The organism is Rhizobium sp. X9, assembly GCF_018873185.1.
Lineage (GTDB): Bacteria > Pseudomonadota > Alphaproteobacteria > Rhizobiales > Rhizobiaceae > Agrobacterium > Agrobacterium oryzihabitans.
This window is the reverse complement of the sequence record NZ_CP071311.1, coordinates 397,464-424,340: the sequence shown is the minus strand read 5'-3', so window position 1 is coordinate 424,340 and position 26,877 is coordinate 397,464. Positions and strand designations below refer to the sequence as shown.

Sequence of the window (26,877 nt, the reverse complement as noted above, 5' to 3'; positions counted from 1 at the left end):
AGTTTTAGGGGCTTCTCTAGTCAAGGCACTGAGGGTGCTTGTTTCAGCACAAATTAATCATTGAAAAACAATGACTTGATGCCAAATCGCCGTTTGACGGCGATGTTTCGCGAGGGAATCGGCATTTTTGACACGGAAAATGCGACAAATTGGCGGTGTGATCAGCTCCAGCCGCCACCATAGGTACGGTAAAAGACGTGCAGGCCAATCCTGCCGACCTTCTTCATGGTCTTGCCCCAGGCGGGACGCACATAAACGGCATGATAATGGGTGGCGGAACCCACTTCCTTCAGCCAGATCTTGCCGGCGGTGGTGGCCATGGCCACTTCACGCGCCATTTTCCAGTGGCGTTCGGAATTCACGCGGTCCTTGATATTGTCGCAGGCGAAGGAAAACTGGCAGCGGTTGCGCCAGTCCTTGTTCTGATAGACCACGCCGCAGATGGTTTTCGGATAAGCGGGGTTTCGGACGCGGTTGAGGATGACCTGCGCCACGGCCGCCTGCCCCTTCACCGATTCTCCGCGCGCCTCGAAATAGATGCCGGATGAGAGGCATTGCTGTTCGGCCGGCGAAAACACCTCGGCCGGCAGCGGGGTCGCTGCCCAGGCGTGGTCCTCCTCGCTGATCTGCGGCACGAAACGTCCAGCCTCGGGCTTCCTGAGAATGGCGTCGAAAGGAGACTCGCGGGCAAAATCCGGTGCGGCGGGCGCGTAAGCCGTGGCGAGAATGTCCGGGGTCCTGTTGGTGATGAGTTCCGCCAACATCGGCGAGACGCTCTTGTCCGCCTTCTTTTCATCACGGCGGAAATAGAAAGAGGCGAGTTCGACATCCTTGCCGCGCTTCGGCTTGACGAAAGCGGTGCGGTCCTTGCGCTTCAGCGGCTCTATATCCAGCATGCTGGTGCGCTGCAGAACGGAACCGGCAGTGAAGGCCTTCGGCGGCTGCATGATTTCGGTTGCGACGATGCGGCCCTTCTTGGCGGCGCGGTTGACGCGGTCGCTGTCAGGCGTCGTCTCCTCACCCTTCTTGTTGGTGACGAAGGCCACCTTGCGGCCATCGGGCAGGGTCATGCCGCTGCCATACAGCGCCGCCTCCCCTGCCGCATCGTTGAAAGTGAGCGAGGCGTTGTGGACGGAACCGGCCGGAGAGGCTGTCAGCACCATGCGCCATTGCTCACCGCCATTGTCCAACCCGGCCAGCAGGGAGGCGAGATCAGCACGCGCAGCGAGGGAGGGAAAGACGAGCCAGGCGGCAAGGCCGAAGACGACCGGTGAGGCCCATCTGGACGTCCATGCCTGAAAGGACGCGGAGGACCGACGACGCATTACACTTTTCGAACGCAAAACCAGCACTCCGAACACCGACAACCAAATTTGCTACAGGTGTTCGAGAATCTCTTATTAACCTTGATGCTTGGTTAACGCCGCGCCCGGACGCGGCTTCACGTTAATGTGTAACCACCTTCTAATGCGCGTGGCGTGGAGTCGAGTTCGCATGTGCCGATCATAACTGTCCCGCAGGGCATCTCCACATCCGTCATTCCGGCCTCGAGCCGGAATCCAGCCGACGCGCATCCGCGCGGCGTAAAGACTCCTTTCAGCCCAAGAACTTGGGCTGGCTGGATACCGGCTCAAGGCCGGTATGACGGAAAGAAGGAGACCGCCCAGCTACATTGAGGGCATGCCCACTTCATCACACGACGACGTGGGAGCCCAGTTCCACCACGCGGTTGGCCGGAAGGCGGAAATAATCCGACGGGTCGGCGGCCGTTTCGGCAAGCGCGATGAACAGGCGGTTCTGCCAGCCCGGCATGCCCGACTTCGGATCTGGCACCAGCTTGCGGCGGCCGAGATAAAACGAGGTGGACATGATGTCGAACTTGTAGCCGGTGCGCCTCAGGTAACCCAGCGCCTGGGTGACGTTCTGGGTTTCCATGAAGCCGAAATGCAGTTCGACCACCGCAAAGCGATCGCTCAGTTTCGTGAGAGTATAACGATCTTCCGGGCGGACGCGCGGCTGGTCCTCGGTGCGGATCGTCAGGATGACGTTCTTGTCGTGAAGGACGTGGTTATGCTTGAGATTGTGCAGCAATGCGGCCGGCGCGGCCTCCGGATCGCCAGTCAGGAAAATCGCGGTGCCGGGCACACGCACCGGCGCATGGGCGCTTTCCTTCTCGACCGAAGCGACGAAGGCCTTGAGCGGCACATCGCTGCGACGGGTCTTGGCGAAGAGGATTTTCGAGCCGCGCTGCCAGGTGGTCATGATGATGGTGAAGGCGATTGCCAGCATCACCGGCACGTAACCGCCATCGTGGATCTTGAGCAGGTTGGCGCCGAGGAACACCAGTTCTAGCAGCAGAAGCGGCGCCAGCACGGCAAGGGCCAGCCAGATGGACCATTGCCAGCGCTTGCGCACGAATTCGAAGAACATCAGGCTGGTGACGACCATCGCACCGGTGACCGAAATGCCATAGGCGGTGGCCAGCGCATCCGAACTCTTGAAGGTGAGCACCAGCGCGACCACGCCGAACAGCAGGATGGTGTTGACGGCGGGAAGGTAGATCTGCCCGGTATTCGTTTCCGAGGTGAAGAGGATTTCCATGCGCGGCAGGTAGCCGAGATGGATGGCCTGACGCACGAGCGAGAACGCGCCTGTTATGACCGCCTGGCTGGCGATGATGGTGGCGGCGGTGGCCAGAATGACGGCCGGCAGGATCGCCCATTGCGGGAACATCAGGTAAAACGGATTGGACATTGCCGCCGGATCCTTGAGAACCAGCGCGCCCTGACCGAGATAATTCAGCGTCAGTGCCGGGAACACCAGACAGAACCATGCCCACTGGATGGGACGGCGGCCGAAATGGCCAAGATCGGCATAAAGCGCTTCAGCACCCGTGATCGTCAGGAAAACCGCGCCCAGCACGACGATGCCGTAAAAGCCTTCATTGGCCAGAAACTCGACCGCATGCCAGGGGTTGAACGCATAGAGAATGCCGAAATCATCGGCGATGTGAATGAGGCCGGCAACACCCATGACCAGGAACCAGACCGCGGTGATCGGTCCGAAGAATTTCGCCACGGTTCCCGTGCCGTGCGACTGGATCGCGAAGAGGCCGATGAGAATGCAGACGGAAATCGGTATAATAAAGTCATCCATCGCCGGAGTGACGAGTTTCAGACCCTCCACCGCCGAAAGCACCGAAAGTGCCGGCGTGATCATGGCATCGCCCAGGAAGAGGGCAGCGCCGATGAGGCCGAGCACGATGAGAATGCTGCGGTGGGTGCCGGCCGTCTTCATCAACAGCGCCAGAAGCGAGAGCGTGCCGCCTTCGCCGTCATTGTCGGCGCGCAGCAGAAGCGTGATATATTTGAACGTCACGATGATCGTCAAAGCCCAGATCATCAGTGATGTCAGGCCGATAACTTCCTCCCGCGTCACGCCATCATAGGCGATCGGCCGCAGGGCTTCGCGGAAGGCATAAAGAGGGCTGGTACCGATATCGCCATAAACAACACCGATGGAACCAAGGATCGCGGCATAAAGCCCCTTGTTCTGATGTTTGTCGTCCGAATCCGGTTTCTCGGCAACGTCCTTGTCGACGATTTGAGACATGATGATCCTGGCTCCTCAGAGCCAGCCCTTCCAACGAAAAAAGAGAAACGGGATGATTGCGGACATCAGCATGACGACGAGCGCGAGTGGATAACCAAATGTCCAGTTCAACTCCGGCATGAGCTGAAAGTTCATTCCGTAAACCGAAGCCACCAGGGTCGGCGGCAAAAACACCACCGAGGCAATAGAGAAAATCTTGATGATGCCGTTCTGCTCGATGTTGATGATGCCGAGAGAAGCGTCGAGCAGGAATGTCAGATTGCCGGAAACGAAGGAGGCATGTTCGGTCAGCGACTGGATATCGCGCCCGATCGACTTGCCCTGCTCCCTCACCTCCTTGTCCTGCTGCACCTGCGTGCTTGTGTGCAGAAAACCCTGCACACGGGCAAGCGATGCGAGACTGTCGCGCACTTTTGAAATGAGGCGGTGATAGGCGGCGATATTCGTCAGGCGTTCCTCGAGATAGCGCGGTTGCTTGCGCTTGCTGCGCGCCTGGCTGCCGAGAATCTCGGCGGCGAGATTGTCGATGCCGGCCACCGAGTTTTCGAGGATTTCCGCCGTCCGGTCGACAATGGTTTCAAGCAGCTTCAAAAGCAGCACGGTGCCGCTGCGCATTTCGTGCGGCGCGCGGGTGATGGCGGCGATGAAAAGGTTGAACGACTTCGGCTCGGCATAACGGATCGTCACGAGGCGTTTGCCGGCAAGAATGAAGGCGACGTCGGTCAGGCGCGGATCGTCGGAGTCCGCCTTCCACACCAGAGAAGCGGTCATGAAGACATTGCCGTCTTCCATGTAGAGGCGGCTGGAGGGCTCGATGTCCTTCAAATCCTCGCGGGTGGGCAGGTCAAGCCCCAGCAGCTTTTCCACATGATGCTCTTCAGCCCTGTCCGGATTGACGAGATCGATCCAGACGACGTCGTCGGGAATCTGTTCGGAGCCGTCGTCTGGCGACAGGCTGATCGCCTCGCAATTGGCGCGATAGGCTTTTATCAATCCGTTTCTCCGGTCCGCATCGCAGGCTTCAGCCGCAATGCTGCTTAACATATCCTGTTCAAGGTCGGCAAACCTTTGGACGACACTTCAGGGAACGCTGGAACGGGCGGGATTTTCACATCTCGCCAGCCCCACGGACCAAGAGCCAAACGGCGCAGGCGTATGCTCCCAAAGCGAGAAGCAATCAAGCAATATTTTTTCGCGACAGCCTTGCAGGCGAAGCATCTCTGGAGATTAAACCCGAAGACCCTCTCCGAATGCACCGATTAATCTGCTGTAATTAAAGGATATTCTTTCTATCCCACCATTGGGTCGGCTTGTTGAACGCTATTCGAAAACGATTTTCGGCGCCGGTTTTCTTTCGTCCGCGCCGATGCGTGCCCAGACTTTTTCCGCAATATCGCGGTAGATCGCAGCCTGCGGGCTGTCCGGTTCTGCGGCAACAACAGGCGTTCCGGCATCCGACATTTCACGGATGGAAATGGTGAGCGGCACTTCGCCGAGGAACGGTACGCCGATCCTCTCGGCCTCCGCCTTTGCCCCGCCATGGCCGAAAATATCGTAACGCGCTCCCGTATCCGGCGCGATGAAATAGCTCATATTCTCGATGACGCCGAGCAGCGGAACTTCCACCTTGCGGAACATGGTGATGCCCTTGCGCGCATCGATGAGCGCCAGATCCTGCGGCGTGGAAACGATGACGGCGCCGGCAAGCGGCACCTGCTGGGCGATGGTGAGCTGCGCATCACCCGTGCCGGGCGGCATGTCGAGCACCAGCACATCGAGCTCGCCCCATGCGACTTCGCGCAGCATCTGCATCAATGCCGACTGCACCATCGGCCCGCGCCAGATCATCGCCGCTTCCTCATCCACCAGGAAGCCCATGGACATGACCTTCAGCCCGTAATTCTCCATGGGAACGATGATGCGGTCTTCCTGCTGCTGCGGGCGACCGGAAATCTTAAGCAACCTCGGCAGGGACGGACCGTAGATATCGGCGTCGAGCATGCCGACCCTGAGGCCGAGCGCCTGCAGACCGAGCGCCAGATTGACAGCGGTCGTAGACTTGCCGACCCCGCCTTTGCCCGAGGCAACCGCGATGATGGCGCCGACGCCCGGGACCCCGACCTTGGAAGAGCGTGGCTGGGCGGCCGGGCGGCCGGGCGCGGCGGCGGGGCGCGGCGGTGGCTCTTTGCCCGGCTTTCGATCCGCGGTCAGCGCCACGACTGCGCCGACAATACCTTCAACACTTTTGGCGGCCTTTTCCGCCGAAAGCCTCAACGGTTCCATATCGGCTGCCTTGTCGGCGGGAACGGTGATCGAGAAATAGGCTTTCGCGTCGGCAATGAAGATTTCAGAGACCATGCCGAGCGCCACGATGTTTTTATCGCTGCCGGGATAGATGACGGCCTCCAAAGCCTTCTCGACCTGGTTCTTGCTGACCTCTGCCATAATTTCACTCCGCTGCATCATCCCGCCGGATAGGGGCTCAATTCCGCGCCATCCATAGACAAGCCAGAGCGCTTCGCCAATGCTAAAGAAGATGGGGCGGACATTCGCGACGATTTAACACCCCGGTTTCAGATTTCGTCGTCCATATCGAGTGTTTCCGGGTCGAAAACGCGGCCATCGAAAAAACAATCTGGACCGAGCACGAGGCCTGTGCGCGAGGCACCGACATGCACCGGCTCCCTGAGCGTGCCTTCCAGCTTCAGGTTTGCGCCCGGCACGGGCACAAAAAGCGGTTTCATCGCCTTGCGGAAGATATCCGGCCGGTAGGCATTGCGTGCAGCCTCCACCACGGCCGCGTCGAACCGGCGCTCGGCGGGAACCTCGCCCCAGCGCAACATCTGGCTGAAGAACCACAGGGCCTGGCTCTGCCAGGGGAAATTGGCGGCCTTGGCGCTCGTCACGAAAAATTCCGGATAGCGCTGCATGTCCCGCAGCGAGGTGGAAATATATCCCGTCAGCGCCGGAAGCAGGAATTCGCCGTTTTCGTCAATATAATGGGGAGCGGCGAGAATGCCGGTGAGTTCTTCGATATTGGCGGGATTGGCGCACCATTCGCCTGCACGGTAAAGTGCGCGCAGCAGCCCTTCCAGCAGGGTGGCGTTCGCCTCCGCCCAAGGCCGCTTCGTGGCCAGCATCTTTTCCGGGGCATTGTGCCAGATCAGCGCTCCGGTCGTGACGATCCGTCCGGCACCCCCCAGAACCACGGCGCTGCCCGCCGGCTCGGCGGTACAGAGCGCATCGACTTTGCCGCTTTCCAGAAGTGCCGGCATCGCCTTCGGCAGGGCTTCGACAATTTCCATATCCCGCCCGAGCAGCACGCCGCAGCTTCCGAGCAGATATCGCAGGGCATAAAACGGTGTGGAGACGATATCCTCGACCGCGAATACAGGCGGGTTCCCCCCCGCGGCCCGGCGCGCGGCGCAGACACGGGCCATAGCTCGCCCGAAGGCCGCCGGATCCGGCAGCTTCAAACCTTCACGGTAAAGCTCGTCGTAAAATCCATGAGAAACGGTCGTTGCCGATCCGCCAAGGGAGAGTGTGAAAACACCGATGATATCGGCGGGCAGATCGTCGAGGCCAACGGCGGAACCGACCGGAAGCGGCGCGGGCAGATGCGCGATCTGAACGTCATTCTCGTCAAGTGCGGCAAGCACGGCGCGCGCGGACTGCTTTCGGACGAGTTCCAGTTCTATGCCTTCATCGGCAGCAAAGCCTTTCTCGGCAGCGGCTACCAGCACGGCGCAGTCGACAGTCGGAGAAAATCCCGCTTTTACCTTATGCCGTTCCGGCAAACGATTTCTCCTTTCCGGTGATTCGAAAGAAGGATCGCCCAGGAACCCGTTTATCACAATGATAAAATTGCGATTTCGCTATTTAATCAGGCCGACGCGCAGAGCCTTGGCAACCGCCTGGGTGCGGTTGACCGTGTCGAGTTTTTTCGTCGCGCGGTTCAGGTAATGATTGATGGTATGCTCAGACAGCATCATGATTTCAGCGATTTCGGCGCTGGTTTTGCCGGCCGCCGTCCAGTTCAGACAGTCTATTTCCCGCTCGCTCAATGTTTCGGGCACGCGCAGGTCCAGTCGGCGGATTTCAGATAGCCGGGCAAAGATATGGCTGGAAATATAGAAAAGCTCCGCCAGCTGGCTGAGCGGCAGAACCGTCTTATTGCCGGAGAACGACACTGCGCCCCTCGTCGTGGTGATGTCGTGAACGGGAAACCAAACCGAATTGATCATTTCGAACCGCTCGAAGAGACCGATTACCGATTTCCTGGCGATATGTTCGTCACCCTTGGCCAGAAAATCCATGGAAACGGAAAAGGGTGCGGTCGATTTTTTCAACTGCGCCATCACCCGGCTGTTCTGCAGCATGCCCTCTTCATCGTAACGCTGCAAAAGTTCGGCCGGCCAGCTGGTGATGATGGTATATTGCGACAGCTCGCTCGCCATTTCGGACGACAGGTCGAGTACCATGAAGGCCTTGAATTCCCATGCCTCCGTCAGCCGTTTCAAAAAACGGAATATGTCGAATTGCGTGTTCAGATCGGCGATCTCGCGAACGCAATCCACACCAATCGACTGAACGGCGGCCGTCTCTGTTTTCTGCATGAAAGCTGTTCTTCGAGAATGAGAAAATGCCGCCGCAAAGACCCCCTTTGCCCGGAATTGCGGATGTTACTCACCAAATCGATTCATGCAAACAAAAGTTGAAAACTTAATTCAGAATAATCGAAAATACGATTTCACTTTCACAAACCCGTTCTCTGCCAGCGTTTCGCTAGCCCTGCTTTATTCAACCGCCCGCAACCGGGGATAATTTGAAAGCAAGTTCCGCCGCAATTTTATCCGCGGTTTCGCGCACCAGCGGTCCCCATTTGCGAAGCTGTTCCAGATCAACGCGATAGGCGGGACCGGTGACGGAAATCGCCGCATAAAAATTGCGCCCGGGCGCCCGCACCGGAGCGGCGACGCAATGGATTCCGATCTCATGCTCCTGCAGGTCGAAGCCATAACCGTTTTTGCGGATAGCCGAGACATCCTCAATCAACGCCTCCGGGGTTACGAGCGTGTTTTGCGTGAAGCGGTGAAAGTCCAGCCCTGCGGCGACCCCCGCCAGATCCTTGATGGCAAGCAGCGAAAGCGCGGCCTTGCCCACCCCCGTGCAATAGGCCGGCGAGGTTTTGCCGACCTGCGAATGCATGCGCAGACTTTGCTTGCCCTCCATCTTGTCGAGGTAGGTGACCTGACCGCCGTTCAAAACGGCGAGATGCACGGATTCCTGCGTCGCCTCCTGCAGCGCTGCCAGGTGGGGGGCGGCAATGCTGCGCAGATCGTTGCCGCTCCAGGCTTTTGCCGCCAGTTGCAGCAGCCTCAAACCCACGGCATAGGTCTGGTCGGCGGCATGGTCGATCAGACCTTCGGCGACGAGATGGGAGAGCTGGCGATGAACGGTGCCGCGCGGCTGGCCGCAAGCCTCGACCACTTCGGTAAAGCGCATCGGTTTCTCGGCAAAGGCAATGAGTTCCAGAAGCGAGACGGCCTTTCCGAGCGTGCCGGTCACGGTTTCCGTTTTTCGCGCGCGGCCCGGAACGGCGTCATGCTTTTGATCATCGGGCTTTTTAAGATTGGGCTTTTTAGGATCAGGCATGGCAACATCCACCGTCATCTGCCTTGACATAAGCGTGACGCCAAGAGAATAATTCCATTTAGTAAAATCTAGTTCCATATATTGGAACAATCAAGCCCTCAATGGATGAGACGATGCCGATGACGCAAGCCCATTTCCATGACCTCAAGGACGCGGGCGTGCTCGTCACCGGCGGCGGCTCGGGCATCGGCGCATCGCTGGTGGAAGCCTTTGCCATGCAGGGGGCGAAGGTCGCCTTCATCGACATTGCGGAAGAGCCGAGCCTCGCGCTTGTCCGGCGGCTTTCGGCAATGGCGCCTCACCCGGTGCATTTTTTCAAGACCGACCTCAGCGACATTCCCGCAATCGGAAGGACAGTGGAGGCGGCGGCATTCGCCACCGGCGGCCTCAAGGTGCTGGTCAACAACGCCGCATGGGACGACCGCCACGACATCGACACCGTGACGGAAGCCTATTGGGATGCCAATCAGGCCGTCAATTTGAAGCAGATGTTCTTCACCATTCAGGCGGCGCTTCCCCATTTGAGAAAGGCGAAGGATGCGTCCATCGTCAATTTCTCCTCGATCTCGTTTCTCCTGAACATGGGCGATCTCCCCTCCTATGCGGCGGCCAAGGCCGGGATCATCGGCCTGACGAAAAGCCTTGCCGGCAGGCTGGGGCCGGAAAACATCCGCGTCAACGCGCTTTTGCCGGGCATGATCGTGACGGAGCGGCAGAAGGAACTATGGCTGACGGATGACGGGATTGCCGCGACCACGGCGCGCCAATGTCTCAGGCGCACGCTTGTCGCCGCCGATCTGGCGGGGCCGTGCCTGTTTCTCGCATCATCGGCATCGAGCGCCATCACGGCGCAATCCATAATCGTAGACGGAGGCCTGTTATAATGTCTGAACCCGCTTTTATCGCCGTCGACTGGGGCACGACCAGCTTCCGGCTCTGGCTCCTCAGCCGATCAGGCGCGGTGCTGGCCGAACGACGCAGCGCGGAAGGCATGACGACAGCCATGCGCACCGGTTTTGCCGAGGTGCTGCAATCGCATCTCGACGCCATCGGCGCGCCGGACAACCTGCCGGTTCTCGTCTGCGGCATGGCGGGGGCGCGGCAGGGCTGGGTCGAGGCTGGCTATATCGACGTGCCGGCATCGCTTTCCGCGGTTCTCGAAGGTGCGGTTCGTGTGCCGGGTCAGGTGCGGGATGTGCGCATTCTGCCGGGTCTGGCGCAGCGGGATAAAAACGCGCCCGATGTGATGCGCGGCGAGGAAACGCAATTGCTCGGCGCACTCGCTTCCGCCGACGCCGGCGAAAAGCTGGTCTGCATGCCCGGCACGCATTCCAAATGGGTGACGGTCAAGGGCGGCGACGTTACCGGCTTTGCCACTTTCATGACCGGCGAACTCTTCGAGGTCATCTCCAAGCAGACGATCCTTTCCCATGCGGTGGCCGAGGCCGAAGCCTTTAATGGCGAACATGAAGCCTTCAAGGCGGCCGTACGCGACATCTACGCCAATCCGCAGCTGGCGACCAACCGGCTGTTCACCCTGCGCTCCGGGCAGTTGCTGCATGGCCTTGCCGCAACCGACGCCAAGGCCAAGCTTTCCGGCATCATGATCGGGCTGGAAATTGCCGGCGCGCATTCCTCCGCAAGCCGGGATACCCCGGTGGTGCTGATCGGCTCCGGCGCACTTGGCGCGCTTTACGAGGGTGCATTCGCGGCCCTGGACATTCAATATACGGTCATCGATGCAGACGAGGCCGTGCGGCGCGGATTGCTGGCCGCTGCGAATACCATCTGGCCCTAAATCATATAGTGTGAGCGGAATTTCTCGCGAAAACCGCTCGCACTTGTCGCCATTCCGCTTCAGGACGAAAGAAACACCATGCGTATCCCCTTCCCTTCCATAAAATATCCGCTGATCGCCATTCTGCGCGGTCTGAAACCCGAGGAAACCGAAGGCGTCGTCGGCGCGCTGATCGAGACCGGCTTCCGCGCCATCGAAATCCCGCTTAATTCACCCGATCCGTTCCGTTCGATCGAGATCGCCGCGAAGATGGCGCCCGCCGATTGCCTGATCGGCGCAGGCACCGTGCTGAGTGTGGAAGACGTGGAATCGCTTGATGCGGCCGGCGGCAAGCTGATGGTCAGCCCGAACGCCGATGCCGACGTGATTGTCGCCGCACGCGTCAAGGGCATGGTGACGATGCCGGGCGTTCTCACCCCCACCGAGGCGCTGGTTGCCGCAAAGGCCGGGGCGACGGGGCTGAAGTTCTTCCCCGCCAGCATCATCGGCCCCGCCGGTATCAATGCCATCAGGACAATCCTGCCGAAGGATCTGGTTATCGCCGCCGTCGGTGGCGTGTCGGACAAGAATTTCGCCGAATATACCAAGGCCGGCATCCTTGCCTTCGGGCTTGGAACAAGCCTCTACAAGCCCGGCATGACGGCGGCGGAGGTTCGGGAACGTGCCACCGTCACGCTTTCTGCCTATGACGCCGCAATCGGAGGATAAGAGCTTGGCAACCGTTTTTCCCTTTGCCGGACAGGCTCTGGACGAGACGCCGATGACGCTTGGCGAAGGCCCGACCTTCGACGCGACGACCGGCACCGCCTGGTGGTTCAATATTGTCGAACGGGAGCTGCATGAGCTGCATTTCGCTTCCGGCCGCAAAACTGTCTATGCCCTGCCTTTCATGGGTAGCGCATTGGCCAAGATCAGCGACAGCAAGCAATTGATCGCCTCCGATGACGGCCTTTTCCTGCGTGACACGGCGACCGGTGTGCTGACGCTGCATGCGGAACTGGAAAAGGACATGCCCGGCAACCGCTCCAATGATGGGCGCATGCATCCCTCGGGCGCGCTCTGGATCGGCACCATGGGCCGGAAGGCGGAAACCGGCGCGGGCAGCATCTACCACGTCGCCAAAGGCACCGTCACCAAGCTGTTTGCTGAAGTCAGCATTCCGAATTCCATCTGCTTTTCACCTGACGGCGCGACCGGATATTACGTCGACACCAAGGTGAATAAACTGATGAAGGTGCCTCTTGATGCCGAGACAGGCCTTCCCTCCGGTAAGGCCGAGGTGCTGGTCGATTCCGCCGGTATCGATGGCGGCATAGACGGATCGGTCTGCGATGCGGAAGGTCATATCTGGAACGCCCGCTGGGGCATGGGTGCGGTCGATCGTTACGATGCCAGTGGCAAGCATATCGAACGCTATCTGGTGCCGGCGGGACAAACCACCTGCCCGGCCTTCATCGGCCCCGGTGCGTCCCGTCTTCTCGTCACATCCGCCCGCGAAAATCTCGACGACGACGCCATTGCCGCCAACCCGCAGCACGGAAAGACATTCGAGCTTGGGATTGAGGTGAAAGGCCGGTTCGAGCCGCTTTACCGGTTGTGAGGCGTAGCACGCTCCGCCCTCCCCTCATTCCTGTGCTTGTCACAGGAATCTAGCCAGCCCAAGTCCTTGGGCTGAGAGGAGTCGTTTCGCCGCGCAGACGCGCGTCGGCTGGATTCCTGTGACAAGCACAGGAATGAGGGAGGTGGGGAGGTCCCGCCACCGCCTCTTAACGGCCATTTCACTTCTCAGGGAATATCCGACAGGATCTCGCGGTAATTCTCGTGCAGGTAACGCTGGGTTGCGGCGGCATCGGCGGGGCGGCCGTAAAAATAGCCCTGGCCCATGGCGCAGCCGAGTGCACGCAGCTTTTCTTCTTCCGCCCGTTCCTCGATACCCTCCGCCACCACTTCGAGATCGAGACCTTCGCACATGGCGACAATGGCCTTGATGATGTGCTCCGAAGGGCGGTCGCTGCTGATGCGGGAGACGAAAGCGCGGTCGATCTTGACCTTGTCGAAGGTGAAATCGCGCAGACGACCGAGGCTTGACTGGCCCGTACCGAAATCGTCGAGGGAAATGCGCACACCCGCGCTCTGCAACTCGCTGATGATGCGCTGCGCGGTATCGGCGGATGTCATCACCGCCGTTTCGGTGATTTCAAGCTCCAGCCGGTGCGGGTCGAGACCGACACGCGACAGGATCGAGAGAATATTGTCCGCCGTGCCGGGGTCCATCAGCTGCGCGGAGGAGAGATTGAAGGAGAGGAAAAGCTCGCGCGGCCAGAATAGCGCCGCTTCCGCCGCCTTTCTGAGCAGGGCTTCCGACAATGCGTCGATAAAACCTCGTTCTTCGGCAAGCGGCACGAAAACGGCGGGCGATACGAAGCCGAGATCAGGGTCGTTCCAGCGGGCAAGCGCCTCGAAACCGATGACTTTGGCTTCTTCCAGCCTGACGATGGGCTGGAAATGCACATCGATCGCATCGGTGATGATGGCGTTTCGCAGAGCCTGTTCCAGCTGGGTGGCGCGCTTCATCTCCTGAGCTATCTCGCGCGAATAGACCGTTATCTGGCCGCGGCCGCGCCGTTTGGACCGGTAAAGCGCTGTCTCGGCGCTTTTCAGCAGATCCTCGAAATCATCGCCAGCAAAAGGGTAGATGGCAAAACCGAAGGAAGAGGAAAGCCGGACGTTGCGATCGCCGAGATCGTAAGGGGCGGAGAGCACGTCCTTGATCATGTTGCCGATGCGCTCGGCACCGGTGCGCTCGAAGACCAGCGGCAGCACGAAAGCGAATTCATCGCCGTCATGGCGCGTCACGACCGCGCCATCGGGAATGCAGGCCTTCAGGCGATGCGCCACCTGGCACAGAATCTCGTCGCCCGCCTGCACGCCGAAAAGATCGTTGATGGGTTTGAAGCCGTCTATATTCGCAATGCCGACCGTGAAGGGTGCGGGATCGCTGGAGCGTTCGCTCGCGAGCATGCGAATCTTGTCCCGTAGACGGTATCTGTTGCCGAGCCCCGTCAAAGGATCGCTGTAAGCCATCGCTTGCAGCTCGTTCTGGCTGACCTGCAACGTCTGCGGCTCTGGCCGTTTCATTCCTGCATCTCGTGAATCCTGTGTGATCGCGCTCACAATGCAGGGCAAGTATTAAAAAAGCCATAGAGCCGCGAACCGAAAAAGCGGCGGCGTTTTCCGGCAAATCCACGGCTTGCCTCAAAAAGACCCGAGCAGCGGCAAAAAATGTGCTGTGTTTTCACCGTGGCGGCTGGATTTCAGGCTTGCAGTCGCAGGGTATCCTTGCCGAAAAGGCGCAGGAAAACAGCCTCGACCATATCGGGACTGACGGGTTTCAGCAGCATGTCGTCCATACCCGACGCCAGGCATTTGTCGAGATCACCCTCGAATGCATGGGTGATGACGCCGACAATGGGAATGCGATCGTCACCGGCGAGCTCGCGCATGCGGCGGGCAACCTCGAAACCGTCGATATCGGAAAGTGTCGTATCCAGCAGGACGACGGAGGGCGCCTGTTCCGCAAAAAGACGCAGCGCCTCTTCGCCCGAGGTGGCGAGCCGGTAAGACAGCCCCAGGCCTTCGAGGATCTGCGAGAAGACGATCTGGTTGACCCTGTTGTCCTCGACGAGAAGTATCTCGCAGACGCCCCCGGTCTTGAGGATTTTGGGCAGGTCCTCGGTCATGATCTCCCAATCTTCTTCAGAGGATTTTTCCCTGGGAGAGGAGCTGAGGCCAACGGCAAGATAATGCAGCAGCGATGCATCGATTTCGTCTTCCTCTATGGTGACGACGGGCAGGCCATGGGCTTCCGCGATATCAAGGCATGCGACGCTCATCTGCGCATCGACGACAACGACATCGATGCCGACGCCGGCAGAGGCGGCAATGTCGATGAAACTGCGCTGTTCTTCCTCGCTCGTCACGACGGCATAATCCATGCCGCCTGCGGTCAGCCTTCGACCGGCAACGTCTCCAAAACGACCGTTTTCGGATACGACCAGCACCGCCTTGCTCTTCAGCAGGCCGCTTCTGGCATCGCGTTCATCATCCTTGCCATAGGTGGAGGCGACGAAAGCAACGTGTTCGAGCGAAGGAATGACGGGCATGCCGTTCGCATCGATAGTGGCAAGTGCCGTCACATCCTCCATCGTCGTCACGAGGAAATATCGGCCCGAACGCCCAACACGCTGCTTGCGCGTGATCGTCAGCACCTCTTCGCCATTCAGGCGTCTCACCCTTTCGGGAATGACGCTTGGCGTGCCGGTGTCCAGCACCATGCGATCGGCAGCGTCGATGCGGCCTGCCACCTTGCGCGAATGGAGATCGAAAACGGTTCTTCCGAGAATGGCTTCGGCGCTGGTCTCGACCATGGCGCAGGCGGATTTGTTGATTGCGGCATAGGCCATGTTCCGATCCTTGACGAAAACCGGAAACGGCAGATTGTCGAGAATATCCTCGATCAGCTGGACGCGTTCGAGGTCGATGCGCCACTGTTCTTCTCTTTTCTTCTGTTCGGAAATATCGGCAACGACACTGATGCCGAGACCGGAAGGCAGGCGGTTCATGACGAAACGCAGGAAGCGTTCCCCCTTCAGCCGCTCGGTCTTTTCCGCCCGTTCCTTCCAGTGCAGCGCCAGACGCTCGCCGATCCATTCGTCCCGCCCGAGCTGGCGGGCATTGGCTGCCAGACTTTCCGTTTCCTGAAGATAACAATCGTAAAGCGCGCTCAGATAGTCGCGCAGCCGCGCGCCCGGTCCGACAACGCCCTCTTCGAGCGGAAAAAAACTTAACAGCTTCCGGCTTGCGAAAATAATGTGATCATTACGGTCGTAAACGACGATCGCCGCGCCAAGCGCGTCGCAAAGGGCATCAAGCATCACCGTATGAACGCCCGCGCCAGAGGACGCCAAATCACTCAACTGCAAACTCCCGCCTGTTTTTAAGGGGTCAGGCTTATGTTTCTATTGGAATCGTCCGAGGCGGATGCCGGGATGAAACGACACATTCCGAAAAAGAGACATCAGGGTTCGCCACTTGAAGCAGTCTTGAGGAGATGATGACGCTCACCCATAGTCGACGTCACACACCACCCGAAAGGGGGGCCTCGTTCCTGCGGTCATTTCAAGCCGCCTCACCATAACCAGGGCCGATTAAAGTCGGATTAACGCTTAACCCGGCGTTGACGGAAATGATTAAATGCCGAACAGCCCGGAAAACATGTGCAAACTCTCGCCGTCAGAGTTTTTTGCTTTCGAAGCGGTGACGAATCCGCGAAAATGACGATCATGGCCATCAAGCAGCTTTCAGAAACCCTCATCAACCAGATCGCCGCCGGCGAGGTCATCGAAAGACCCTCCAGCGCCACGAAGGAACTGGTGGAAAACGCCATCGACGCCGGCGCAACGCGGATCGAGATCGCCACGGCAGGCGGCGGCAAGGGGCTGGTGCGCATCACCGACAACGGCTCCGGCATGTCACCTGCCGATCTCGAGCTTGCGGTCCGGCGTCATTGCACCTCGAAAATATCCAATACGCTGGATGATATCCGCACGCTCGGCTTTCGCGGGGAGGCCCTGCCCTCCATCGGCTCGGTCGCCAAGCTGTCGATCATCAGCCGCCAACAGGGCGCGGAACAGGGGTCGGTGATTTCGGTGACGGGCGGCAAGGTCTCGGACGTGCGGCCTGCCGCCTCGAATGCCGGCACCATCGTCGAGGTGCGCGACCTGTTCTTCGCCACGCCTGCGCGGCTGAAATTCCTGAAGACGGAACGCGCCGAGGCGGCCGCCATCACCGAGGTCGTCAAGCGTATGGCGATCGCCTTTCCGCATATCCGCTTCGTGCTATCGGGCACCGATCGCTCCACGCTCGAAATCCCTTCGACCGGTGACGATCATCTCGCCCGCATGGCGCAAATCCTCGGCGCGGAATTCAAGGACAACGCCATCGAGATCGATGCCGGGCGCGAGGATGTGACGCTGACCGGTTTTGCCGGCGTGCCGACCTTCAATCGCGGTAACTCGGCGCATCAATATGTCTTCGTCAACGGCCGTCCGGTGCAGGACAAGCTGCTTTTATCCGCCATTCGCGGCGCCTATGCCGAAACCGTGCCGCATGGGCGATATCCCGTTGCGGTGCTGTCCCTGACGCTCGACCCCGCCTTTGTGGATGTGAACGTGCATCCGGCGAAATCCGACGTGCGCTTCCGTGATCCCGGCCTTATTCGCGGGCTGATCGTCGGCGCGATCCGCCAGGCGCTGACGCGCGACGGCGACAGGGCGGCAACGACGGGTGCGAGCCAGATGATGAGCGCCTTCCGCCCGGGTTACAGCCCGTCCAATCTCCGGCCTTCTCCGTCCGCAACATGGTCCGCCGCGACTTCTCCTTCCCGGCCGCTTGCCGTTTCCAGCGGAACGCAATTTTCGGAGGCCGTGCAGTCGCGCTTTTCCGACATCACCATGCCGACGGCGCGGGCCGAGCCGCGGGAGACTTACGAGGCCGCCGCAAGCCCCTCGCCAGAACCGGTGCTTTATCCGCTGGGTGCGGCACGGGCGCAGCTGCACCAGAACTACATCGTGGCGCAGACGGAAGACGGTCTCGTCATCGTCGATCAGCATGCCGCGCATGAGCGGCTGGTGTTTGAGGAAATGCGCAACGCGCTGCATTCCAGACGCCCGCCTTCACAGGTGCTGCTCATCCCCGAGATCATCGACCTGCCGGAAGAGGATTGCGACCGGCTGATGGACCATGCGGCCGGCTTCGATGCCCTGGGTCTGGTCATCGAACGTTTCGGGCCGGGCGCGGTCGCCGTCCGGGAAACGCCCGCCATGCTCGGCGAAGTCAATGTGCAGGGGCTGGTGCGCCAGCTTGCCGACGAGATTGCCGAATGGGACGCCGCCTCCACGCTTGCCAACAAGCTCGAATATGTCGCCGCCACGATGGCCTGCCACGGTTCGGTGCGTTCCGGCCGGCGCATGCGGCCGGAGGAGATGAACGCGCTTTTGCGGCAGATGGAAAACACACCGGGTTCCGGACAGTGTAATCACGGCCGCCCGACCTATATCGAGCTCAAACTTTCCGATATAGAACGTCTCTTCGGCCGAAGCTGATCTCGTTACCCGGCGGGCTGGCCTTGGGCCGCGTCGAGAGATATAAATTCAAGGGACTGGAGCATCCGGATTGTTCAGGAGAACGCTGCGCCGTTTCGGGCTGGATGCACTGACAGGACATAGCAGGAGACGAAAACGGATGAACAGATTTGAAGGAGGCGGAAACCGTCTCGCCGTCATCGAATATCTCGACGGTGACTTCCGGATCGTGCAGACCGGCTCGCATGTTGCCTGCGCCATCACCGGCAAGACCATTCCGCTCGATGAGCTCCGCTACTGGAGCGTGGCGCGGCAGGAAGCCTATGTGGACGCCGCCGCTTCGCTGGAGGCCGAAAAGAAGGCTGGTAATTTGCCCGCCTGATAAGGCGCGGAAGCACGCCCGAAATGGCCGCGTGTGAGAACGCTTCTTTTCGCGCTGAGGGCTGCTCACCTCTCCAACCTCATCCCTGTGCCTGCCACAGGGACCCAGCCAGCCCAAGTCCTTGGGCTGAAAGAAGTCCTCTCGCCGCGCGGACGCGCGTCGGCTGGATTCCTGTGACAAGCACAGGAATGAGGGTGGCGGTATGTGCAGCGCGCAGAGCGGCTTAGGTTCGGAAAATGCTCTAAATTGACGGCCGCGCATGTTCCCGCAGCAGGCGGGCGCGGCAGTTCACCACCGCCGTCTCGATGATCGTTCCAGCCGCATTGGGATCGTCGAACACCATGTCGATCTCGATCACCACGCTGTTCCACAGCAATTCTTCCGCCCGGCCATGGTGACCGTTGAGGCGTATGGCGTCCTTGGCCGTCGTCACCAGCTGCAAATTTTGCTTGCCGGCGTCCTGCAGAAGATCGGCGATCTCGTCGTCGCTGAAATGGTGATGGTCGGGAAAGGAGCGCCGCTCCACGATCTCGCCGCCCACAGCCTCGACGGTTCTGAAGAATTTGGCCGGATCGGCGATGCCCGCATAGGCCAGCACGCGTCTTCCCCTGAAATCCTGCGGTTCCTGCGGCGTGATTGCGGCTACGAAAACCGGTTTTGCGGCCTTTGCCGCCATTCTCACCAGCGGATCGGCTGCATGGCCGTTGCCGACCTTCAGAAGTCCCGTCATATGCCGCATCTGTTCGGCAAGCGGCGCCCGGACCGGACCGCCCGGCACAAGATGGCCGTTACCGATGCCGCGCACCGTGTCGATGACGACGAGCGCATAATCCAGCGTCAGGCGGGCGCTCTGGAAACCGTCATCCATGATGATGAGGTCCACGCCCTCCTTCACCAGCCGGTGCGCGCCTTCCACCCGCTTGCGGGAAATGACGGTCACCGCCTCGCGGGCAAGCAGCAGCGGTTCATCGCCGACATCGGCGGAGCGGTGCTGCGCGGGATCGACAAGGGTGGTGACATCAAGCGTGCCGCCATATCCGCGACTGAGAAATCCGGGTTTGAGGCCTTTTGCGACGGCGGCTCTGGCGATTGCCATCGCTGTCGGCGTCTTTCCAGCACCGCCCACGGTGAAGTTACCGATGCAGATGACCGGAACGGGAACGCTCGCCCGTTTTGCCGTACGCATCCGCCGGCCGGCAATATTGCCGTATAGAAGGGAAAAAGGTGATAACAGCCAGGCCTGCCAGCCTGCTTTCTGCCACCAGAAGGGCGGCGCTTCAGAAACCATATATGCCCGCTCCCGGCCACGTCCGCGGCGTTGCGCTTAAATTCGACAAGTCACACGGGTATTTGCCAGAAAAAACCCTGAATTGCAAAACCCGGATATACATGCGCAGCTTGTCTATTCCCATTTTGCGCGACATGTGGTCCGCGCGCTCTGAAGATGCGGCCTAAAGAACGCGTTCAGGCAGCAGGGTTTCCAGCGCGGTAATGTCATCGAAACAATAATGCGCATCGGCGCCAAGGCTTTCGCGTGATCCCGTGCCCGTCAGAACCGCGATGCGCAATCCTGCGCCGGCATTCCTTGCCATATGCAGATCGTGATTATTGTCGCCGACCACCGCCACCCGCTCCGGCGGGAACCCAACCGCCTCGCAGAAACCGAGAACCATGCCGGGTTGCGGCTTGGTGCCATAACCGCTGTCATAACCCGCGACGAAATCGACATCGCTTTCGAAACCGAAGCGAATGGCCGTCTGGCGAATGGAGTTTTCATTGTCGCTGGAAGCGATGCCGAGCTTGTAGCCGCGTGCCTTCAGCCTTGCGAAAAATGCCTTGAGGTCGGTGACGGGCACGGATTTATCCGCTGCCTCAGTGAAAAGCCGATCGAGCCGCGCAGTCAATTCGCCGACATCGCAGGGCGAACCGGCCGCGACCAGACCGGCGGCGATTTCCGCCGTATTGCCGGCGGCCAGCAGGCTGTCGGGTACCACATGGCCGGTGACGGGGTCCATGCCGCAGGCGGCGAGCAGCTGGTCTGCAAGAACGGGATCACCCTTGGCCGCGATCGCCGCAAGCTCGCGGTTCACTGGTCCCCAGCTTGCGTCATAGCCCAGAAGCGTGCCGTCCTTGTCGAAAAGGACGGCCGCGATCGACTGCGTCACATCACGTTCGATATCCGCTACCATGAACCGATGGCGCTCCGCGGTTGCAGCTTGGCGGTAACGGTGAGCGGATTGATATAGGGTTCCAGCGCCTTGACGGTGGAGGAAAGCGCGCCGCGCATATCCTGAATGACCCGGTTGCCGGCATCGATCATCTTGTAACGCTCATTGTCGTTGACCAGCAGATAATGCACCGCCTTGGCCAGCATCTCGACATCGCGGATGATGCGACCGCCGCCGGCACGGATCAGTTTCTGATAGGCCTCACGGAAATTCTGCACATGCGCGCCGGATAATACCGCGCAGCCGAGCATCGCCGGTTCCAGCGGGTTCTGGCCGCCCTCAGCCGTCAGCGAGCGGCCGACAAAGGCAAGTTCGGTCAGCCGCAGGTAAAGCCCCATTTCACCGATGGAATCGCCGAGGAAAATATCGGTTTCCGGCGTGATGACGTCGTTGCGGCTTCGGCGGGCTACAGTCAACCCCATGGTCTTCAGCATGGCTTCCACATCGTCGCCCCGCTCGGGGTGGCGCGGCACGATGATGGTCAATTGACCGTTGCGCGACTTGATCGCCGCATGCACGGTGGCTGCTGCCTTTTCCTCACCATCGAAGGTGGAGATCGCCGCCCAGGTCTTGCGATTGCCGACCTGCTTGCGATAGGTCTCCAGAAGAGCCTCGTCGCAGGGTGGCGGATCGGTATCACCCTTGAGGTTGCCGGAGATGACCACCGGCCAGGAGCCGAGATCGCGGAAGCGTTCGGCATCGAGATCGGATTGCGCGACAACGAGGGCAAGCTTGGAAAACAGCGATTCCGCAATATCGTGCCGGTTGTTCCAGCGATCGAAGGAACGGTCGGACAGGCGCGCATTGACCCTGATCTGGGGGATGTGCCGGCGCTCCAGCTCCATCATCGTCACCGGCCAGATTTCCGATTCAGCGGTGATGGCGGCATCCGGCGCCCAATAGGCGAGGAAACGATTGACCGCGATCTTGATGTCCAGCGGCACATATTGATGGATCACATCATCGCCAAGCCGGGTGCGGGTCAGCTCGGCCGAGGTCACGGTACCGGTGGTCAGGAGCACGTAGATGTCGCGCTTGCGTATCTCGCGGATCAGCGGAATGAGAGCGAGCGTCTCGCCGACGCTTGCGGCATGGAACCAGACGAGCGGCCCACGCGGGCGCTCGGCGCTGGCATAGCCGAAGCGTTCGAGGCGACGGCGCTTGTCTTCCTTGCCCTTTGCCGCCCGATAGGAAAGATAGGGACGGGCAAAGGGATAGGCGGCAATCCCGGCAATCCGGTAACCGGAAAGAGCGAAGCGTGCGAGACGGCTGCTCATGACATTCTGCCCTTGATCATTCCGCTCAATGCCCTGCCCCTGTTCTTTGTTGTTATCGCCGCCTACTTCTTCTCAAATTGCGTCATTTTTTGTCATCGGAAACGAAAGCGCGATCACATTTTCTCGCAATCCAAATCCCGGCCTGCACGTCTTCGGCAGGAATCACGGGAAAACTCGCTTTCACCCGATAGTATTACAACGCAAGGGCAAAGGTACTCAAATTTTGTCGTCGGGATTGAGAAGACGGTGCATATGCACGATAAAATAACGCATATGAGCGTTGTCGACCGTCATCTGGGCCTTGGATTTCCACGCGGTCAGCGCAGAAGCATAGTCAGGATAGATGCCGACGATATCGAGCGCATTCAAATCCCGGAACTGAACATCCTGAAGGTTTTCCAGTTCGCCGCCGAACACCAGGTGCAGCAGCTGTTTCTGTTTGCCAGATTCCGTCATGTCTTTATCTCTTTCTTAAGCTCTGAGAGAGCCCCTCATCTGCGGGATTTCCCGGCAAACGTCAACCATCGGACAGATGCGAAAACGCTTTCAAAAGCGCAGGCAGCGCATAATCTGCTGCAGCGCACAATGCGGGGTGGTTTACCTCACGGCGATTATACATCAGAGGTTTTCCATCAAGGCCGACCAGAAGGCCGCCCGCCCTTTCGAGGATCAGGTCGGCGGCGGCCAAATCCCACTCGTGCGAGTTCGCCTTGACGAGCGTTCCGTCGATGCGGCCATCCGCCACCATGGCCAGCCGATAGGCGAGCGACGGCACATGCGGAATGCGCTTGACGCCGTCCCGAACCTCGTCCGGCAGATGCGCGATCACATCTTCAGGTGCAGCCAGATGAAAGGTGCCGGTATTTTCGCGGGCGGCGGAAATGGGTTCTCCATTCTTCAGCGCTTCGCCGCCTTCCAGTGCCGTGAATTCCTCTGCGAGCGCCGGCGCGACAAGGGCAGCCGCCACCGGCCGCCCCTGATGCACGACCGCGACACTCACGCACCAGGTGTCCCTGCCGCCGATGAAGGCGCGGGTTCCGTCGATGGGGTCGACGACGAAGACGGTGGAACGGGCAAGCCTGTCCGTGTCGTCGTCCGTCTCTTCCGACAGCCAGCCGTATTCAGGCCGGGCGGATCGCAGGATGGTTTCGAGAATTTCGTTCGCGGCGTAGTCGGCCGCACTCACCGGCGAAAGACCGCCATTTTTCCACCAGACCTCGGGATCCTTGCGGAAAAAACCGAGAGCCGTCTCGCCGGCCTTGCGCGCGGCCTCGAGGACCAGCCTCAAATCGGAAGCCCAGCGGGCCTCTGCAATATCGTTCATTTTGCCGTCTTTTCCGCGCGCCTCAGGCGGCGCGCCTGTTTTTCTCTTCGCACTTGCACACAAAGTGCCGGCGAAAACAACCCGCGGGTCGCCTCACTTGCCCGCGATCGTCATGCCTTCGATGGCGAGCGTCGGTGCGGCGACGCCGTATTTCCGGTCGATATCGTTGGCCGGCGTGACACGCATGAACATGTCCTTCAGGTTCGAGGCAATCGTCACCTCCGAGACCGCGAAGGACTTTTCGCCATTCTCGATCCAGAAGCCGCTTGCACCACAGCTATATTCACCGGTGATCATATTGGCGCCATGGCCGATCAGCTCGGTGACGTAAAAGCCGCTTCCGACCTGCGCCAACAGTTCTTCCGGAGATAGTTCACCCGGCTCCAGCGCGAGATTGGTGGAGGCCGGCGATACCGAGGTTCCGCCGCGCACGCCGCGACCGTTGGTTTCAAGGCCGAGCTCACGCGCGGCCGAGGTGGAGAGGAACCAGTGTTTCAGCACCCCATCCTCGATCATCGTCATCTTCTCGCCCCTGACACCTTCGCCATCAAAGGGACGAGAGGACGGGCCGCGAACGATCTGCGGGTCATCGGTGAGGTGGAGGCCCTTTTTCAGAACCTGCTGCCCCATCTTGTCACGCAGGAAGCTGGTCTTGCGGGCGACGGAAGCGCCGTTGATCGCGCCGGCAATGGCACCAACGAAACCGCGGGCGATGCGGGGATCGAAAACCACGGTAATGTTGCTGCCGGTATCCACCTGGCGCGGGCCGACCCGCCGCACGACTTTTTCACCGGCGCGACGGCCGATCTCTTCGGCCGCATCGAGATCAGCATAATAGAGGCGGCTGTCGAAATCGTAGTCGCGCTCCATCTTCGTACCTTCGCCAGCGATGACGCTGACGGAGCGGCTGAAACGGCTGCCCATGTAGCTGCCGGAAAAACCGTGCGAGGTGACGAGGACAAGGCCGCCCATGCCGCTCGATGCCCCGGCGCCGGAGGAATTGCTGACGCCCTTGACGGCAAGTGCCGCCTCTTCCGAGGCGAGTGCCGCTTCGCGCAGCTGATCGGCCGAGACCTCGGTCGCATCGAAAAGCTCAAGATCGTCGTAGGATGTCGCCAGCCGTTCCCTGTCTGCCAGACACGCAAACGGGTCTTCCGGCGAGACCTTCGCCATGGCCACTGCCCGTTCCGCCAGCGTCTTCAGATCGAAGCCGGGATTGGCCGAAACACTCGCCACCCGCCGTCCGACGAAAACGCGGAGCGAAAAATCGTCGCTCTCGGAGGATTCGGTGCTTTCCACCTTGCCCAGCCGCACGCCGACCGATTGCGAGCGTGAACGGACGACAACGGTGTCCGCCTCATCCGCACCGGCTGCACGGGCAAGATCGACAAGTTCACTGGCGCGATCGAGAAGTTTGGAAGAATCTATTTCTGAGGACATGAGTTGGCCTTTCATTCCTGTTCCATTTATTGTGCCAGGAACCCCGCATCAAGGGCGAAACGCCGCTTTCTCCATCTGAGCGGCTCCATCGCCGCCATATTCGAAAGTCCGCCCGCATGACCGAGCACGACGCTCTCTTTTCCGAACCATTGCTGCTTCTGGCCGGCGCGGTCATCGCGGCCTCGGTTTTCCGCAAACTCGGGCTTGGCACCGTGCTCGGCTATCTGGTGGCGGGCATCATCATCGGGCCATTCCTGCATCTCGTCACGGACGCCAAGGACATCTTCAACGTCTCGGAACTGGGCGTCGTTTTCCTGCTCTTCATCATCGGTCTGGAACTCAAGCCGTCGCGCATATGGCAGATGCGGCGTGATATTCTGGGGCTTGGGTTGGCGCAGGTGTTGGTAACGGGCAGCGTTCTGGCATTGATCGCCTGGTGGGCCGGGCTGATCGACGCGCGCGGCAGCCTTGTTGCGGGTTTCGGCCTTGCGCTCTCCTCCACCGCCTTTGCGCTGCAAATTCTCGAAGACGATGGCGACATGAACACGCGGCATGGCAACCGCTCCTTCTCGATCCTGCTGTTTCAGGATCTCGCCATCGTGCCGCTTCTCGCCCTCGTCACCATTCTTTCCAACCGCCCGGACGTGCCGACGGATTCGATGGCCTACGATCTCGTCGCCTCCGTTGTCGCGGTGGCGGGCATGGTGCTGGCCGGGCGTTACCTTTTGACGCCGATGTTCCAGATCATCGCCCGCACGGGTGCGCGGGAAGTGATGATCGCCGCCGCCCTCTTCGTCGTCATCGGTGCTGCCGCCATCATGGAGGCGGTCGGGCTTTCGATGGGCATGGGCGCGCTGCTGGCTGGGCTGATGCTGTCGGAATCCTCCTACCGGCACGAGCTGGAAGCCGATATAGAGCCGTTTCGCGGGCTGCTTCTGGCGCTTTTCTTCATGGCGGTCGGCATGTCGCTGCATGTCAACATCGTCTATGAGCACATCGTCCTCATCCTGATCGCCGTGCCGGCGATGATGGCGGTGAAGGCGGCCGTCATCTACAATCTGTGCCGCATCGCCGGCTCGTCCCGTTATGCGTCGAGCCGTATCGCGCTGCTTCTGGCGCAGGGCGGTGAATTCGGTTTCGTGCTGTTCACGACGGCCGCTGCCTCCGGACTGTTTCCGCAGGCAACCGCCTCGATCCTCGTTGCCGTGGTGACGCTTTCCATGGCGCTGACGCCGCTACTGGCCGTGATTTCGCGCCGGCTGACGGCGGAGGATGCCGAGGAAGACACTCTGGACGAGGATTTCGACGGGGCGGGCGCGGATGTGCTGATGATCGGCTTTTCGCGCTTCGGCCAGATCGCCTCGCAAATCCTTCTGGCGGGCGGGCGGGATGTGACTGTCATCGACAGTTCGGCCGATCGCGTGCGTCAGGCCGCACGGTTCGGTTTCCGCATCTTTTTCGGCGATGGCACCCGCAAGGATGTGCTGATCGCGGCCGGCATCGAACGGGCCGATCTGGTGGCGGTCTGCACCCATAAGAAGGAAGTCACCGACCGCATCATCGACATGATCCAGTCGGAATTTCCAAGCGTGCGCATCTATGCCCGCTCCTATGACCGCGTGCATTCTCTCGATCTCAGGAAAAAGGGCGTGGAATATGAAATCCGCGAGACGCTGGAATCGGGTCTGCTCTTCGGCAGACGCATTCTGGAAGGGCTGGACATGGACGGCGAAAGGGCGCTGGCGATCTCCGACGACATACGCGAGCGCGATGAGGAGAGATTGCAGCTGCAGGCGGTCGAAGGCCTCGCCGCCGGCAGGCAGATGCTGCATAACAAGCCGGTGCGTGAAGTGAAGCCTGAGCCGCTGATGAAGCCGAAGAATAAGGCGGAGAAGCGCGAGGAAGAGGAAGACGGGGAAACGGAAGTTTCGTTGTAGGTGACGAGGCAGGCATTAGCGCAGGGAGCGCGCTGCTTAAAGGGCCAGATGAGGGGGCAAGCTCTCCGTATATCGCTACCGT

Annotated in this window: 22 protein-coding genes; 7 read left to right on the top strand and 15 right to left on the bottom strand. The window is 60.2% G+C overall.

The genetic code is table 11. The features are described from left to right. Nucleotides 1–161: 161 nt before the first annotated feature. The 7 genes from JZY08_RS02045 to JZY08_RS02015 all read right to left on the bottom strand — a co-directional run bounded on the left by JZY08_RS02045 (nt 162) and on the right by JZY08_RS02015 (nt 9,297). Nucleotides 162–1,325, bottom strand: a complete 1,164-nt coding sequence (locus JZY08_RS02045; protein ID WP_216330820.1) for a cell wall hydrolase — start codon at nt 1,323–1,325, stop codon at nt 162–164. 367 nt (nt 1,326–1,692) lie between these two features. Beyond that, nucleotides 1,693–3,612 carry a potassium transporter Kup gene (locus JZY08_RS02040; RefSeq protein WP_082183806.1) on the bottom strand — a complete coding sequence of 640 codons (1,920 nt, stop codon included), beginning with the start codon at nt 3,610–3,612 and terminating at the stop codon, nt 1,693–1,695. Nucleotides 3,613–3,627: 15 nt separating this feature from the next. Then, entirely contained in the window at nt 3,628–4,605 is a 978-nt protein-coding gene (gene corA / locus JZY08_RS02035) for a magnesium/cobalt transporter CorA (RefSeq protein WP_216330818.1), read from the bottom strand. A 327-nt stretch (nt 4,606–4,932) separates the two neighbouring features. Then, on the bottom strand, nt 4,933–6,057 hold the full coding sequence (locus tag JZY08_RS02030) for an Mrp/NBP35 family ATP-binding protein (RefSeq protein WP_003494124.1): 1,125 nt from the start codon (nt 6,055–6,057) through the stop codon (nt 4,933–4,935). A gap of 128 nt (nt 6,058–6,185) precedes the next feature. Next, nucleotides 6,186–7,409: a CmpA/NrtA family ABC transporter substrate-binding protein gene (locus tag JZY08_RS02025; protein WP_216330816.1), complete on the bottom strand. Its 1,224-nt coding sequence runs from the start codon at nt 7,407–7,409 to the stop codon at nt 6,186–6,188. A gap of 78 nt (nt 7,410–7,487) precedes the next feature. After that, complete coding sequence (locus JZY08_RS02020; RefSeq protein WP_003494120.1) at nt 7,488–8,228, bottom strand: LuxR family transcriptional regulator; 741 nt, start codon at nt 8,226–8,228, stop codon at nt 7,488–7,490. 184 nt (nt 8,229–8,412) lie between these two features. Next, complete coding sequence (locus JZY08_RS02015) at nt 8,413–9,297, bottom strand: IclR family transcriptional regulator (protein WP_216330815.1); 885 nt, start codon at nt 9,295–9,297, stop codon at nt 8,413–8,415. Nucleotides 9,298–9,368: 71 nt separating this feature from the next. Here JZY08_RS02015 and JZY08_RS02010 point away from each other — a divergent pair, with 71 nt between their 5' ends. From JZY08_RS02010 to JZY08_RS01995, 4 genes are all read left to right on the top strand, one after another. Beyond that, nucleotides 9,369–10,151: an SDR family NAD(P)-dependent oxidoreductase gene (locus JZY08_RS02010; protein WP_216330813.1), complete on the top strand. Its 783-nt coding sequence runs from the start codon at nt 9,369–9,371 to the stop codon at nt 10,149–10,151. Continuing rightward, nucleotides 10,151–11,065, top strand: coding sequence for a 2-dehydro-3-deoxygalactonokinase (locus tag JZY08_RS02005; protein WP_216330811.1), 915 nt, complete (start codon nt 10,151–10,153; stop codon nt 11,063–11,065). The genes JZY08_RS02010 and JZY08_RS02005 overlap by 1 nt, the downstream gene beginning before the upstream one ends. Before the next feature lie 78 nt (nt 11,066–11,143). Continuing rightward, nucleotides 11,144–11,773: a 2-dehydro-3-deoxy-6-phosphogalactonate aldolase gene (locus tag JZY08_RS02000; RefSeq protein WP_216330809.1), complete on the top strand. Its 630-nt coding sequence runs from the start codon at nt 11,144–11,146 to the stop codon at nt 11,771–11,773. 4 nt (nt 11,774–11,777) lie between these two features. After that, entirely contained in the window at nt 11,778–12,665 is an 888-nt protein-coding gene (locus JZY08_RS01995) for an SMP-30/gluconolactonase/LRE family protein (protein ID WP_216330807.1), read from the top strand. Between the two features lie 185 nt (nt 12,666–12,850). On the opposite strand, the gene JZY08_RS01990 is transcribed toward JZY08_RS01995, so the two are convergent. Next, the gene (locus JZY08_RS01990) at nt 12,851–14,203 is read right to left on the bottom strand and encodes a bifunctional diguanylate cyclase/phosphodiesterase (RefSeq protein ID WP_003494108.1); all 1,353 of its coding nucleotides are present in this window, start codon (nt 14,201–14,203) and stop codon (nt 12,851–12,853) included. A 176-nt stretch (nt 14,204–14,379) separates the two neighbouring features. After that, complete coding sequence (locus tag JZY08_RS01985) at nt 14,380–15,999, bottom strand: response regulator (protein ID WP_216331487.1); 1,620 nt, start codon at nt 15,997–15,999, stop codon at nt 14,380–14,382. 408 nt (nt 16,000–16,407) lie between these two features. On the opposite strand from JZY08_RS01985, the gene mutL reads away from it, so the two are divergent. Further along, on the top strand, nt 16,408–18,228 hold the full coding sequence (mutL, locus tag JZY08_RS01980) for a DNA mismatch repair endonuclease MutL (protein WP_216331486.1): 1,821 nt from the start codon (nt 16,408–16,410) through the stop codon (nt 18,226–18,228). Nucleotides 18,229–18,367: 139 nt separating this feature from the next. Beyond that, entirely contained in the window at nt 18,368–18,589 is a 222-nt protein-coding gene (locus JZY08_RS01975) for a DUF2093 domain-containing protein (RefSeq protein WP_003494102.1), read from the top strand. A gap of 241 nt (nt 18,590–18,830) precedes the next feature. On the opposite strand, the gene lpxK is transcribed toward JZY08_RS01975, so the two are convergent. The 6 genes from lpxK to JZY08_RS01945 all read right to left on the bottom strand — a co-directional run bounded on the left by lpxK (nt 18,831) and on the right by JZY08_RS01945 (nt 24,858). After that, complete coding sequence (lpxK, locus tag JZY08_RS01970; protein WP_216330806.1) at nt 18,831–19,877, bottom strand: tetraacyldisaccharide 4'-kinase; 1,047 nt, start codon at nt 19,875–19,877, stop codon at nt 18,831–18,833. Between the two features lie 163 nt (nt 19,878–20,040). Further along, nucleotides 20,041–20,778: an HAD family hydrolase gene (locus tag JZY08_RS01965; RefSeq protein ID WP_216330804.1), complete on the bottom strand. Its 738-nt coding sequence runs from the start codon at nt 20,776–20,778 to the stop codon at nt 20,041–20,043. Next, nucleotides 20,772–22,094: a lipid IV(A) 3-deoxy-D-manno-octulosonic acid transferase gene (gene waaA / locus JZY08_RS01960; RefSeq protein ID WP_216330803.1), complete on the bottom strand. Its 1,323-nt coding sequence runs from the start codon at nt 22,092–22,094 to the stop codon at nt 20,772–20,774. Before waaA ends, JZY08_RS01965 begins: the two co-directional genes overlap by 7 nt. A gap of 216 nt (nt 22,095–22,310) precedes the next feature. Then, on the bottom strand, nt 22,311–22,550 hold the full coding sequence (locus JZY08_RS01955; RefSeq protein WP_003494094.1) for a DUF4170 domain-containing protein: 240 nt from the start codon (nt 22,548–22,550) through the stop codon (nt 22,311–22,313). Nucleotides 22,551–22,611: 61 nt separating this feature from the next. Continuing rightward, nucleotides 22,612–23,418 carry a 3'(2'),5'-bisphosphate nucleotidase CysQ gene (locus JZY08_RS01950; protein WP_216330801.1) on the bottom strand — a complete coding sequence of 269 codons (807 nt, stop codon included), beginning with the start codon at nt 23,416–23,418 and terminating at the stop codon, nt 22,612–22,614. 93 nt (nt 23,419–23,511) lie between these two features. Continuing rightward, nucleotides 23,512–24,858 (bottom strand): TldD/PmbA family protein, encoded by a 1,347-nt coding sequence (locus JZY08_RS01945; RefSeq protein WP_216330799.1) that lies wholly within the window; start codon nt 24,856–24,858, stop codon nt 23,512–23,514. Nucleotides 24,859–24,974: 116 nt separating this feature from the next. On the opposite strand from JZY08_RS01945, the gene JZY08_RS01940 reads away from it, so the two are divergent. Beyond that, nucleotides 24,975–26,795, top strand: a complete 1,821-nt coding sequence (locus tag JZY08_RS01940; RefSeq protein ID WP_137037170.1) for a monovalent cation:proton antiporter-2 (CPA2) family protein — start codon at nt 24,975–24,977, stop codon at nt 26,793–26,795. Nucleotides 26,796–26,877: the final 82 nt, after the last annotated feature.